Origin of the sequence: Streptomyces sp. NPDC050997 (assembly GCF_040660135.1) — a bacterium.
Lineage (GTDB): Bacteria > Actinomycetota > Actinomycetes > Streptomycetales > Streptomycetaceae > Streptomyces.
Window position 1 is genome coordinate 32,830 of record NZ_JBFAGK010000030.1, and the last position, 13,284, is coordinate 46,113.

The 13,284-nt window shown below is 71.3% G+C and carries 10 protein-coding genes; 3 read left to right on the forward strand and 7 right to left on the reverse strand.

Annotated elements, in window-relative coordinates; translation table 11 throughout:
• Positions 1 to 22: 22 nt before the first annotated feature.
• From AB0H86_RS40270 to AB0H86_RS40295, 6 genes are all read right to left on the reverse strand, one after another.
• Complete coding sequence (locus tag AB0H86_RS40270; protein ID WP_362450505.1) at positions 23 to 1,927, reverse strand: DUF2264 domain-containing protein; 1,905 nt, start codon at positions 1,925 to 1,927, stop codon at positions 23 to 25.
• Entirely contained in the window at positions 1,924 to 2,904 is a 981-nt protein-coding gene (locus tag AB0H86_RS40275; RefSeq protein ID WP_362450629.1) for a hydroxyacid dehydrogenase, read from the reverse strand. The genes AB0H86_RS40270 and AB0H86_RS40275 overlap by 4 nt, the downstream gene beginning before the upstream one ends.
• Before the next feature lie 41 nt (positions 2,905 to 2,945).
• Entirely contained in the window at positions 2,946 to 3,809 is an 864-nt protein-coding gene (locus AB0H86_RS40280; protein WP_362450506.1) for a carbohydrate ABC transporter permease, read from the reverse strand.
• Positions 3,806 to 4,786: a sugar ABC transporter permease gene (locus AB0H86_RS40285; RefSeq protein ID WP_362450508.1), complete on the reverse strand. Its 981-nt coding sequence runs from the start codon at positions 4,784 to 4,786 to the stop codon at positions 3,806 to 3,808. The genes AB0H86_RS40280 and AB0H86_RS40285 overlap by 4 nt, the downstream gene beginning before the upstream one ends.
• A gap of 27 nt (positions 4,787 to 4,813) precedes the next feature.
• A complete protein-coding gene (locus tag AB0H86_RS40290) occupies positions 4,814 to 6,145 on the reverse strand; it encodes an extracellular solute-binding protein (RefSeq protein WP_362450510.1) in 1,332 nt (443 codons plus the stop codon).
• Between the two features lie 125 nt (positions 6,146 to 6,270).
• The gene (locus AB0H86_RS40295) at positions 6,271 to 7,401 is read right to left on the reverse strand and encodes a substrate-binding domain-containing protein (RefSeq protein ID WP_362450632.1); all 1,131 of its coding nucleotides are present in this window, start codon (positions 7,399 to 7,401) and stop codon (positions 6,271 to 6,273) included.
• Positions 7,402 to 7,702: 301 nt separating this feature from the next.
• Here AB0H86_RS40295 and AB0H86_RS40300 point away from each other — a divergent pair, with 301 nt between their 5' ends.
• A complete protein-coding gene (locus tag AB0H86_RS40300) occupies positions 7,703 to 8,569 on the forward strand; it encodes an isocitrate lyase/PEP mutase family protein (protein ID WP_362450512.1) in 867 nt (288 codons plus the stop codon).
• Positions 8,570 to 8,582: 13 nt separating this feature from the next.
• On the opposite strand, the gene AB0H86_RS40305 is transcribed toward AB0H86_RS40300, so the two are convergent.
• A complete protein-coding gene (locus AB0H86_RS40305) occupies positions 8,583 to 9,782 on the reverse strand; it encodes a glycoside hydrolase family 64 protein (protein WP_362450514.1) in 1,200 nt (399 codons plus the stop codon).
• Between the two features lie 265 nt (positions 9,783 to 10,047).
• Between AB0H86_RS40305 and AB0H86_RS40310 the strand changes: the two genes are divergently transcribed.
• Positions 10,048 to 11,670: an alkaline phosphatase D family protein gene (locus AB0H86_RS40310; RefSeq protein WP_362450516.1), complete on the forward strand. Its 1,623-nt coding sequence runs from the start codon at positions 10,048 to 10,050 to the stop codon at positions 11,668 to 11,670.
• Between the two features lie 136 nt (positions 11,671 to 11,806).
• The gene (locus tag AB0H86_RS40315) at positions 11,807 to 13,177 is read left to right on the forward strand and encodes a trypsin-like serine protease (protein WP_362450519.1); all 1,371 of its coding nucleotides are present in this window, start codon (positions 11,807 to 11,809) and stop codon (positions 13,175 to 13,177) included.
• Positions 13,178 to 13,284: the final 107 nt, after the last annotated feature.

Genomic DNA, 13,284 nt, shown 5'->3' on the forward strand with positions numbered 1-13,284 from the left:
CGGCCGGCGCCCGCACCTCCCGTCACATCGGATCGTGCGACACCCGCAGCGGCTCGAACGAGATCAGGGTCCGCGCCCCGCCCGCGGCCGCGCCCCATCCCACCTCGACCTCGGCACCGTCGACCGTCACGGACGTGACGGCCTGAGCCGGGTCACCCGGTGCCGTCCCGCCGGTCAGCAGCGCGACACAGACATGCACCGTGGTGCCCTCGGCCCGGCCCACCAGCCGCGGCACCCGCGCCCAGGGCGTGTACGCGGTGCCCTGCGGGGCGCGGGCCGGCTCGGCGGACACGCTCCACCCGTGCGGGCCGTACAGCGTCGACACCAGGTCCTCCTCCTCGGGACCGGTGGCCCACCCGGTCTGCGTCACGCGGGTTCCGGCCGGAGCCCCGACCACCCGGTGCACCCGCAGTTCGTACGGCCCGTGAGCCACCGTCACGCTCTCCACCCGCAGCCCCGGCACCATGGGCGGCCCACCGGCGAACACGGGCAGATGCCACGACGCCGCCCAGCCCCACCCGTCGCCCTGCCCCGCGCCGAGCGGATGGATCCGCCGCCGCACGCTGCGCCGGCCGGCCACCTCCAACGACAGATGGTTGTCGGCGATGTTCCCGGTCGCGGTCGGCCCGGTGCGGGTCGAGTAGGCCTGACGTCCGTAGTGCGGGTCGTCGGCCGCGGGGTCCTCCGCCTCGTGCGGGCGCACATGGTCGCTGCCGTGGTTGTGCAGTCGTACGATCCCGTCGGCGCGCGTCGCCTGAACGAGCAGACCCGGCGACGGCAGGGCGAGCACCCGGTCGGCCTCCTCGACGGGCGCGGCCTCCTCGCGGGCCGTCCACAGCGGATGGTCCGCGGGCGCCAGCAGCGACACGAACGCCTTCGACGCCCAGTAGGGCGAGGCGGGGCCCGAGTACGACTGCAGCGTCGCCTCGTGCGGGCCGCACCAGCCCAGGCTCAGCAGACCGTCGTCGGTCAGCGCGCCGCGCCGCAGGAAGTACCGCAGGCTGCCGCTCGCCAGCCGTCGGGAGGTGCCGGGGGAGAGCGGGGTGTCCCCGGTCAGGGCGCCCAGGCCGACGGCCGCCGAGGCCGCGAACCGGTAGGACAGGGAACGGCCGAAGTGCAGCGGCGCCCCGTCCGCGCCGAACATCAGCGCGAACCCCTCCAGGTGGGCGCGCAGGCGGGGGCCGTAGCGCGCGGACCGTTCCGTGTCGCCGCCCAGGTGCGCGTCGAGCACCGGATACAGATGCAGCGCCCAGCCGTTGTAGTGGTCGAAGGCGCGTCCGTCGCCGTCGGCGTACCAGCCCTCGCCCCGGTACCAGGTCTCCATCAGCTCCAGCGCGCGTTCCCGCACGGCCGCCGTCTCGGCGTCGCCCCGGCCGACGGACTCCAGGAACCCGGCGACGGTGAAGGGGAACAGGTACCAGTTGTTCGGCGCCGGAGTGTGCCGCAGCGCCCCGCGCAGCCACTCCTCGGCCCGGTCCTGCACGTCGCCGTCGAGGTGCTTCCACAGCCAGGGGGCCGTCAGCCGCAGCCCCAGCGCCACCGACGCCGACTCGACCATGGGCTGGCCCTGCACATCGTGATCGAGGATCAGCGGCCAGGACTCGGTGTCCTCGCGGCCGGGGGTGCGGGTGCCGGCGGCGAGGCCGTGCGCGTAGCGGTCCAGCCAGCCGTGCGGATCGTCGCCACCGGCGCCCGCCACCCGGAAGGCGGCGGCGAGGAACGTCCGGGCGTAGCCCTCCAGTCCGTCGGAGCGCACCCCCGAACGTGAGGGCCGGCCGGGCAGGTCGAGCAGCGCGCCGCCGGGTGTGGCCCAGCGCCACGCCGACGTCAGCAGCCCGTCGGCCACCGCTTCCCAGTGGGCTCGGGTGTAGCCGGTGTACGGGCTGGACTCGCGGTCCTCCGCGGGCAGTTCGAAGGGGATGCTCATGCCAGGAAGGCCAGCCTTTCGCGTCGTACGGGATGCCGGAATCCGGCGCCGGAGGCCCACCGTTCGATCTCGGCGAGCGTGTGATCGGCCAGCCGGCGCCACTCGTTGCCCTCGGAGCCGGCCAGGTGCGGGGTGATGAGCGCGTTCTCGCAGGTCCACAACGGGTGGTCGGGCGGAAGCACCTCGGGATCGGTGACGTCCAGGACGGCTCGGACCCGACCGTCCAGGAGGGCGTCCGTGAGCGCCTCCTGGTCGACGACGGCACCGCGCGAGGTGTTGATCAGCACCGCGTCGTCCGGCATGGAGTCGATCAGCGTACGGCTCACAAGACCGCGGGTCGCGGGCAGCAACGGGGTGTGCACGCTGACGGTGTCGCAGCGGGTGAACAGCTCCGCCAACTCCACGCGCCGGACACCGAGTTCGGCCGCCTCCGGGCCCAAGACGTACGGGTCGTGGAGCAGCACCTCGACATCGTGCGGACGCAGCAGTTCGATGACCCGGCGGCCCACGAGCGAGGCCGACAGAATGCCCACCGTGCGGCGGTAGTTGCCGACTTCGCCGGGTGTCCGCAGCCAGTTCGCGCGCCGCTTCGAGGTGCGGTAGTCCCGGGCCCGTTCCAGCACGTGCTTGCCGGTGAGCAGGATCATCGCGAGGGTGTACTCGGCCACCGGCACGGCGTTGGCCGCGGCGGCGGAGGACACCTCGATGCCGCGCTCCCAGCACGCGTCGGTGACATGGCCGCGCACGCTGCCCGCCGTGTGCGCCACGGCCCGCAACCGGGGCGCGGCCCGCAGCACCGACGCGTCCAGCTCAGGACAGCCCCAGCCGGTCACCAGCAGATCCACGTCGGCGAGCACCTCGTGCGCGCGCGGTGTGCTCAGGTCGTGGAGGACCGGAAGCGGGGCGAGATCGCAGATCCGGGCAAGGGCGTCGAGCGAGGCGGGATCGAGGACGGCCCGGGCGGCGTCCTGGGACATCGCCAGGGCGGCCCGCGGGCGGAACCCCGGCCCCGGGGCGCTCACTTGACGGCTCCCGCGGTCAGCCCGCCGCGCCAGAAACGCTGGAGCAGGACGAACGCGAGGACGAGCGGCAGGACGGCGAGCAGCGAGCCCATGATCACCACCGGGTAGTACTCGGGCGAGACGGTCGCCGAGCTGTTCCACTGGTACAGGCCCAGGCTGACGGGATACAGGTCCTGGTCGGACAGCATCACCATGGGCAGGAAGAAGTTGTTCCAGATCGCCGTGAGCTGGAACAGGAACACCGTGACCAGCCCCGGCCCGAGCATCCGCAGCGCCACCCGCACATAGGCGGTCAGCTCGCCCGCGCCGTCCATGCGGGCTGCCTCCAGCACCTCGTCGGGGACGTAGCCCTGGCTGAAGATCCGGCCGAGGTAGACGCCGAACGGGTTGAACAGGACCGGGATGAACACCGCCCAGAAGGTGTTGACCAGCCCCGCCCGCGACGCCATCAGATACAGCGGCAGCGCGAGAACCGTCTGCGGGACCATGACCGCCGCGAGCACCAGGCCGAACATCTTCTCCTTGTGGCGGAAGCGGTACTTGTCGAAGGCGTAGCCGCACGCGACGCTCACCAGTGCGCCGACTCCGGCGCCCAGCACCGCGTACAGCAGGCTGTTGAGATACCAGCGCCCGTACTGGCCGCCGTCAATGGCGAACAGGTCGCGCAGGTTCTGCGCGAAGGAGAAGTCGCTCAGCGACAGCAGGTCACTGCCGAACAGCGCGTCCCGGCTCTTCGACGCGGCGAGCACCAGCCACAGCGCGGGCAGCAGGGTGTAGAGAACGGAGATGAGGACGACGGCATTGACCGTCGTACGGCCCAGCAGTCGCGGGCGCGGCAGGGTTCTGTCTGTGGCGCTCATCGGACCTCCTGGGCGTCGGCACGGCTGGTCCAGCGGGTGACGCCGTAGGACAGGGCGATCGTGCACAGCAGCAGGACGACCGAGGCGGCCGCCGCCAGGCCGTAGTTGTTGCGGGTGAACGCCGCGTCGTAGATGTACATGCTCGGCGAGAACCGGGAGTTGATCATCGGGGAGGACTGGCTGAGCAGCATCGGCTCGGTGAACAGCTGCAACGCCCAGATCAGGGTGAACATCGCGACCATCACGATCGAGGCCCGCACCAGCGGCGTCTTGACCTGCAACGCCGTACGCACCGGCCCGGCACCGTCGACCACGGACGCCTCGATCACCTCACGGGGCACGGCCTGGAGAGCGGCGTAGAAGACCACCATGTTGTAGCCGAGGTTGCTCCACAGGGCGATGTTCACGATGGACGGGATCACGGTGTGCACGCCCAGGAGGTCGATCGTGATGTCCGCGCGGGCGAACAGGTCGATGACCGGGCTGATTCCGGGCGTGTACAGGTACAGCCAGATCAGGGCGGCGATGATGCCGGGCACCGCGTGCGGCAGGAACAGCCCCAACTGCGCCCAGGCGCGCAGCTTCACGGCACCGGAGTCCAGCAGCAGGGCCAGGGCGAGCGCGCCGACGACCATGAGCGGGATGTAGATCAGGCAGTACAGGGCGACGGTGCCGAGACCGCCGAGGAACGTCGGGTCGGTCAGGACCGCCCCGTAGCTGCGCAGGCCCACGAAGACGGTGCGTTCGGGGCCGAAGCCGAGGCCGGGCTGGTCGTCGCTGTAGAAGCTCAGGTAGACGGCGGTACCGACGGGGATCAAGAAGACGGTGACCAGCAGGGCGAAGAAGGGCGTCATCAGCACGCCGCAGGCGGTGAGTTGGCGACGGCGGGCAGCCTTGCGGGCGCGCCGGTCGACGGCCGGTGCGGCGCTCGGTGGCGCTGAGGCGGGCAACGGGGGCTGGGTGGTGGTCGCGGTCATGGGGAGTTCACCTGCCTTTCGGGCGGCTCAGGTGCTGTGCTGGGTGGTGGACAGGCCCAGGGCCTTGAGGTCGGGCATGGTGCCGTCCTGGGCCGCGCGCACGGATGCGACGAGGGAGCCCTGGCCGCCGCTGACGCGGGCGAAGTTGTCCTGCATGACCTTCAGAGTGGCGGTCATCCGCGGCCCCCACACCCAGCCGTCCCGGATCTTCTCGGCCTCCTGCTGGAAGAGGGCGTAGATGTCCTGGCCGCCGTAGTAGGAGCGGTCGAACGCCTCGCGTCCCACGGCGACGAGCGCGGAGGCGGCCGGGTACTGGCTGCTGGCTCCGCTGGACAGACGGGCGCGCAGCGAGTCCGGATGGGACACCTGCCACTCGATGAACTCCATCGCGGCCTCGGGCACCCGGCTGTCCTTGGTGATGGCGAACGTCGAGCCGCCGTGCGTGCCGACCTGCGGGCGCCCGGTGTCCCACTGCGGCAGCGGCGCGATCCGCCACTGGCCCTTCTGCTCCGGGCGCGCGTTCATCTGCGCGCCGGCGTCCCAGGCGCCGCTGAGCCGGGTGAGCGCCAGCCCCTCGGCGATCTGCGCGTCGGACTGTCTGCTGTCCGCGGCGTTCACGAACACGTCGTCGCGGTCGATGAGTTGTTGCCAGTACGCGGCCACGCGCCGGGTGGGCGCGTCGGCGAGGGAGACGTTCCAGGCACCCTTGCCGGTGTCGAACCACCGGGCGCCCGCCTGCCAGGAGTAGGCGGCGAACTGGGTCCCCCCGTCGGTGGGGAAGAGCACCAGCCGCCGGCCGGGCGCCTCGCGGCGCACCGTGCGGGCCAGTTCGGCGAACTCGTCCCAGGTGCCGGGGACCTGGAGGCCGAAACGGTCGAACAGGTCGGCGCGGTAGTGCATCACCATGGGCTCGACGTCCAGCGGGACGCTGAACACCCGTCCCTGGAAGGTGGTCAGCCCGAGCGCCTGCGGCAGCAGCTTGCCGCGCAGACCGTCGCCGACCAGGTCGGTGATGTCGCGGGCGACACCGTCGATGGCGAACCCGGGGATCTGCGGGTACTCGATGGTGGCGACGTCGGGGGCGTTGCCGGCCCGGGCCGCGTTGCTGAGTTTCGCGTAGCCGCCCTGGGTTCCGGAGGGGATCTGCTGGAAGTCGACCTGGACGCTGTCGTGGGTCTTGTTGAAGGCGTCGACCACCTCCTGGCTGCCGCGCAGGGCGGACCAGAACGTGACGCGCGTGGTCTTGCCCGTGCTGCGCGACGAGGAATCCGACGTCCCGCTGCAGGCGCTCACGGCTCCTGACAGAGGTACGGCGGCCGTCGCGGCGAGCACGGATCGGCGACTGGGCCGACCGAGCATGGCGCCTCCCGCGGCTCTGCGTGTCGGTGGGACACGGCGGTTCGGGACACGGGAATCCTCATCGCGCCGACCGCAAACGGTCAATAGATCGATCAGAAGAAAATAAAGCGGTCAAACGCTCATTCCTACGGGGCTATCGGCTGCCGCGTCGAGCCCCGCACCGTGAGCGACGGCAACAACTGGACACGGCGCACTGGCGACCCGGTGCCGTGCCCGCTCTTCAGGCGCTGCGACAACAACTCCGCGGCCACCCGCCCGACCTCGGCCTTGGGCGGGGCCACGGCGGTGAGCGGGATGGTGCCGAGCCCGGCGAGCACGTCGTCGTACGCCACCACCGAGCAGTCCTCCGGCACCCGCACGCCGTTCTCCGCCAACTGCTGGGCGACCATCAGCGCGTCCACGTCACTGTGCAGCACCGCCGCCGTCGCACCGAGCTTGCGCAGCAGCGCGGGAACGTCCGCCGTCTCGTGCGCCGTGTACGGCCCGTCCTTGCCGACCCCCGGCGAACTCAGCGCCCACGCCCACTCCTCGACCAGGGGATGCTCCCCGGCGATCTCGGTGAACGCGGCCCGCAGGCTCCGCGCGGTGGGGCTGTCGTCCCGGGTCGCGAACACGATCCGCCGGTGGCCGAGCGCCACCAGGTGCTCCACCGCGAGATGCGCGCCGTACCAGTGGTCCGAACACACCGAGTCCAGGGCGTGCAGGGCGCTGCCCGCCCGTGGCCGCCGCTCCATCAGCACCGCCGGCACCTCCAGCGCGGCGAGCCATCCGTAGTCGGCCTCCTCGACCGCGGGGGTGCGCCACCGGGGCGCCAGCAGCAGCCCCCGTGCGCCGGCCGCGAGCGCCCGCTCCGCCAACGGGCGCTCCGCTCCGGCGGTCTGGGGCGCGATGTGCAGCGCGATACGCAGGCCGGCCTCCGCGAGCACCGTGCGCGCGCCGTGCAGGGTCTCGTACAGGTACGAGTGCCGCTCCGGTACGACCACCGCCACCGTGTCCCCGTCCGGGGCCGGGGTGCCGGTGCGGGTGCCGCCGCTGTCGGGCAGGTGCTGTGCGGGCAAGTGCTGTGCGGGCCGGGTCGAGTGGACCACGCCGTGTCCGCGGCGCAGCCTGCCCGCGCGGGCCAGGTCCTCCACGTCCCGGCGCATCGTCACCACCGACACCCGCAGCTCGGCGGCGAGATCACTGACCCGGGCGGTGCCCCGCCCCTCCACCGCGGCCACGATCCGCTGATGCCTGAGATCGACCGGCTCCCGCACGAGGCCTCCCGAGCGCATGAATGTTCGTTTGAGCGATGCGCGCCATCATAACGATCGTCCCGGGAAACGGGGCCACACGTACTCCATGCGCGCGCCCACGGTCGAGTGACGTTTCTGCGGTGAATGCGCTACGCCGGGCGAGTGAGCGCGCCCGGTCCGAACGCGCGCCCGGCGGCCGGGCCCGTGAATCATCTGGCGTCTCAATCATCCGGCGTCGGCGAAGGGCCACCGAGTGGCGGCGGCCCCCGCACGTCCGACCGCCGCACGACACCGGGCACCGCGCCCGAGGAGGAGCCACACGTTGACGTACGGGAGCACTCTGCGCCACCGGATCGCCGCACCGGGGACCACCCCGCTGATCGGCGTCCACGACATGTACTCCGCGTCCCTCGCGGCGCGGCACTACGACGGGATGTTCGTCTCCGGGTTCGGTTTCGCCGCGTCCCACTACGGCCTGCCGGACATCGGGTTCCTCGCCTGGCCGGACATGGTGGCGTTCGTCCAGCGGTTGCGCGGCGCCTTCCCTCGGCACGACCTGCTGGTCGACATCGACGACGGCTATGTCGACACCGAGGTGGCCTGCCATGTGGTGGAGAACCTCGAACGGATCGGGGCCTCCGGAGTGATCCTGGAGGACCAGAAGCGCCCGCGCCGCTGCGGGCACGCGGACGGCAAACAGGTGCTGCCGCTGGAGGAGTACCTGGACAAGCTGGCGGCGGTCCTCGCCACCCGCCGTGACCTGGTCGTGGTCGCCCGCACGGACGCCACCGAGGAGGAGGACATCCTGCTGCGGGCGAAGTCCCTTGCCGCGACCGCCGCCGACGTGGTGCTGGTGGACGGGGTCCGCAGCGTGGAGTGGATCCGCCGGATCCGTGACGTGGTCGGCGACAAGCCCGTGCTGTTCAACCAGATCGCGGGCGGAAAATCCCCGCGCCTCTCGCTGTCCGAGCTGTCCGAACTGGGCGTCGACATGGCGATCTACAGCACGCCCTGTCTGTTCGCGGCACACCGGGCGATCGACGCGGCGCTCACCGAGCTGAAGGCGGCCGACGGCCGGCTCGCGCCGGTGGCGGAGGAAGGGGGCGTGGGGGTCGCCGAATCCACGGCGCTGCTGGAGCGCAACCTGGCACGCCTCCGCGATGACGGCGGTGCCCCCACGGCCTGTTGATCAGGACGACGGTCTAGCTGAACGGATCCAGGGTCAGATACGCCTGCTGCGGACTGCCGTCGTGGACGAGCGACTCGTGCTGACCGACGTCGTCGAAGGCGAACGCGTACGCCTTGCCGTCGGCCATCTGCCCATGGATGGTCCGGGCGTAGTGGTTGGTCACCGAGTCCTGGTAGAAGTTCGCCGCCGAGGTGTCGGGCTGGTTGGCGTTGACGAGCAGCGTGGACCGGTTGAACCCCGCGCACAGCGTGCGGGAGATCGGCCCGCGCACCGCGTCGTTGGGCGCGTCGAGCAGCTTGTGGCAGCCGAAGACGCTGTCGGCGTCGGGCTTCTGGAAGGTGGTGACGACCGCTCCGGCGCCGTTGGTGAAGTTCATGACGTTGCCCGACACCCGGCCGTAGTACTTGGTGGCGGGCTGGTCGGCGAAGGGCGTCACCGTCAGGGTCGCGGTGGCGTACTTCTGCCAGACCCGGTTGATGTAATTGTCGAGCACCGCGGCGGGCAGCGCCCCGCTCTCCATACCGTGGCCGGGGGAGAGGGCGCGCAGGACGGTGCCGTCGGAGCGGGTCTGTACCAGCCCCGCCCAGCCGCCCGACTGCGCCCGCAGCGCGCTGAACACGGCGTTGTACCCACCCGATTTCAGGTGTCCCGTGTTCACGGTGCTGCCGTCGGCGCGCTGGACGCCGACCGCGTAGGGGGCGGAGAACATGTCGACCTGTGTGCTGTTGAGCCACAGACCGGAGTCGTTGAGCGTGTACTCCGACCAGTTGAAGAGGATGTCGCGGTTGGGGTCGCTCGGATTCTGCACGGCCGGCTGCACCAGACCGCCGGTCGTCAGCTTGAAGACGAGCTTCTGCCCGTACGAGAAGTAGATCCGGCCCGAGAGCTTGGGGATCCGGATCGTCTTCGTCTGACCCGCCGCCGGCCCGGGAATCGACGCGTCGGGCGCCGGCACGGGCGGAATGCCTCCGGCGGGCCAGGCGTGGAACGTGCCGTTCGCGTCGGCCCAGCCCTGCTGGCCGGTCGTCAGTGACGTACCGATGGTGTAGACGTACACCGGCTGGCCCAGGCCGGAGTTGTTGGCCAGCTTCAGCGGGATCGTCTCCGGTACCGCCGCCCTGGCGGACGAGGGCGCCGCGAACGCGAGCAGCGATCCAAGCAGCGCGGCCGCCATGGTCAGGGGCAGCAGCCGGGGTTTGAGTCTTTCGAGCACTCTCCACCTCCGTGGGGGGAACGAGGTTGGTCCATACCTATCTGAGAGCGCTCTCAACGTTGCGCCTGCGACGAGTGCATGTCAATAAGCGCGTCGGTCCACGGCCGTACGCGATGACGCGCGCCGCCCCACGGGTGGCCTAGCGAGCCGTGTGATGGTCGGGATTTCGATCTTTGTCTCCTTAGGATCCGCACGTCCGCTATGTGTCGGTTCGGGCTCGTGGAACCGGCATGCCTACGCACCGCCGACCGTGGACCAGGACCCCATGAGCTCTGTAGACCGCGAACTGCGGGCCGCCGCCCGTCACTTCGGGCGCCGCCGATTCCTCTCCCTCACCGCCGCGGCGGCCGCGCTGGCCTTCGCCACCAACGTCCCGGCCGCGGGCGCGGCCGCCGTCGGAAAACTGGACACCGCCAAGCTCGCCGACGACCCGTTCACCCTGGGGGTCGCCTCCGGAGACCCACTGCCCAACTCGGTGGTGCTGTGGACCCGGCTGGCACCCTCCCCGTTCGAGCCGGGCGGCGGAATGGGCGGACTCGCCGCCACGGTGCAATGGGAGGTGGCCCAGGACGAGCTGTTCGCCGTCGTCGTCCGCGACGGCGTCGGCACCGCGTTCCCCGAGTACAACCACACCGTGCACATCGAGGTCGATGGCCTCGACCCGGGCCGCGAGTACTACTACCGCTTCCGCACCGGAAGCTGGATCAGCGAGACGGGCCGCACCCGCACGGCCCCCGCCCGTACCGCTGCCGCCACCACGATGACGTTCGCCGCAGTGTCCTGCCAGGCCTACCACGACGGTTACTTCACCGCTCACCGGCATCTCGCCCAGGACGACGTCGACGTGGTCTTCCATCTCGGCGACTACCTGTACGAGTACGCCGTCAACTCCTCCGGCGGCGCCCGCCGCTACCCCAGCGGCACCCTTCCCGACGTCTTCAACCGCGAGACCCTCACGCTGGAGGACTACCGGCTGCGGTACGCCCTGTACAAGAGCGACCCGGACCTGCGGGCGGTCCACGCCGCGCATCCGTTCGTCGTCACCTGGGACGACCACGAGACCGAGAACAACTACGCGGGCACCGTCGACGAGCACGGGAGCCCCGCCCAGGAGTTCCTGCTGCGCCGAGCCGCCGCCTACCGCGCGTACTGGGAGAACCAGCCCCTGCGCGGCGCCCAGATGCCCGTCGGACCCGACCTGCGGCTCTACCGCCGGCTCCACTGGGGCACCCTCGCCCAGTTCGACGTGCTCGACACCCGCCAGTACCGCTCCGACCAGGCGTACGGCGACACTCTGCACGTACCCGGACCCGAGTCGGACGATCCCTCCCGCACCATGACGGGGAAGACGCAGGAGAACTGGCTGATCGACGGGTGGCGGTCCGCGGACGCGCTGTGGAACGTGATGCCCCAACAGGTCTGCTTCTCCCAGCGCAGGCTGGACCTCAACGCCCAGGCACTGGTGTCCATGGACGCCTGGGACGGCTACCGCGCCTCCCGCGGCCGGATCCTCGCCGGAGCGAAGTCGGCCGGAGTCGAGAACCTGATGGTGCTCACAGGTGACGTCCATGTGAGCTACGCCTTCGACATCAAGGACGCGTTCGACGACCCGGCGTCCAGGACCCTGGGTACGGAGATCGCCGCCACCTCCGTCGCGAGCGGCCAGGACGGTGCTGAGCAGCCCCCCAACTGGGACACCTACATGCGGGCCAATCCGCACCTGAGGTTCGCCAACGGCCGGCGCGGCTACGCACGGGTCGAGCTCGGGAGGCAGACGGCACGCGCCGACTTCAGGACCGTCCCGGCCGTGACGACTCCGGGCGCCGGAATCACCACGGCCGCGTCCTTCGTGACCGAGGCCGGCGACCCGGGACTCAAGCCCGCGTGAGAGGCGTCCCGTTGCGCCGGGCGGGTTCCCCATGTCGTCCGATACGCGGAACCGGCGCACGCGGGACATCATCCGCCCGGCTTGCGGCAAAGGCTCTGCTTCGAGGCGTTTTTCCCCTGAGATCAAGGAGACGTGTATGCCCAACCGACACATCGCAGCGGCCTGCGCCGCCGTGACCGCGCTCGGCGCCCTGGTGTTGACCCAACTGCCCGAGGCGTCGGCCGCCGTGTCCCCCGTACCGGCGGTGGACGCGCCCTCGGCCGCGCGGACACTCGGAGCCGACAAGCCGGCGCCCGAGATGCTGCGCGCGCTGCGGGACGATCTGCGACTGACGGACGCTCAGGCCCGGACCCGACTGGAGAACGAGGCCGAGGCAGGCGCCCGGGCGGGACGGCTGCAGATCGCCCTGGGTAAGCGCTTCGCGGGCGCCTGGGTGCAGGGCGCGACCTCCGCCGACCTCACCGTCGCGACCACCGACGCCGCGGACACCGCCGCCATCGAGGCCGGAGGAGCGAAGGCCGCGGTCGTCAAGAACCGTCTGAAGGAACTCAGGGTCGCCAAGTCGCAGCTGGACCGCGCCATCACCGCCGGCACCGCCCAGAAGACACCGGTCCGCTACGTCGACGTGCGCACCAACCGCGTGACGCTCCAGGCCACCAGCCGGGCCGCCGCGGACGCTCTCGTCGCCATGGCCGGAATCGACGCCAAACTGGTGGACGTGAAGGTGTCGGCGGAACAACCGCGGGCCCTGTACGACATCCGGGGCGGCGACGCCTACTACATCAAGGACACCGCCCGCTGCTCCGTCGGCTTCGCCGTCACCAAGGCGGAGCGCCAGGGCTTCGTCAGCGCGGGGCACTGCGGCAGCACGGGGGACACGACCACCGGCTTCAACAAGGTGGCGCAGGGCGCCTTCCAGGGCTCCGTCTTCCCCGGCCGCGACATGTCGTGGGTCGCCGCCAACAGCGACTGGACCGCCACGCCCTACGTCAAGGGAGCCGGCGACCAGAACATTGAGGTAGCCGGCTCGGCGCAGGCCCTGGTCGGCGCCGCGGTCTGCCGCTCCGGATCGACCACCGGCTGGCACTGCGGCACGATCCAGCAGCACGACACCAGCGTCACCTACTCGGAGGGCACCATCACCGGAGTCACGCGGACGACGGTGTGTGCCGAGCCGGGCGACTCGGGCGGCCCCTACGTCTCCGGCGCGCAGGCGCAGGGAGTCCTCTCGGGCGGCTCCGGCAACTGCACGACCGGCGGCACCACCTTCTACCAGCCGATCAACCCGGTGCTGACCACCTACGGACTCGTCCTGAAGACGAACACCGCGCAGGCCGAGCCCCCCACAACCCCCGCCGAACCGAACGGTTCGTGGGCCAGCGGCCGGGTCTACGACACCGGAGCACGGGTGACGTACAACGGTGTCACCTATCTGTGTCTGCAGAGCCACCAGGCGCAGGGAGTGCTGCAGCCCGCCGCCACGCCCGCTCTGTGGCAGCGCGCCTGACGACGTCCGAGAGCGACTGAGCGGTGGGGGGGGCCGGGGGGGGGGGGCCCCCCCCGCGGGGGGGGGGGGGGGGGGGCAGTCAGTGAGTAACAGAAGTGGATTTAGAA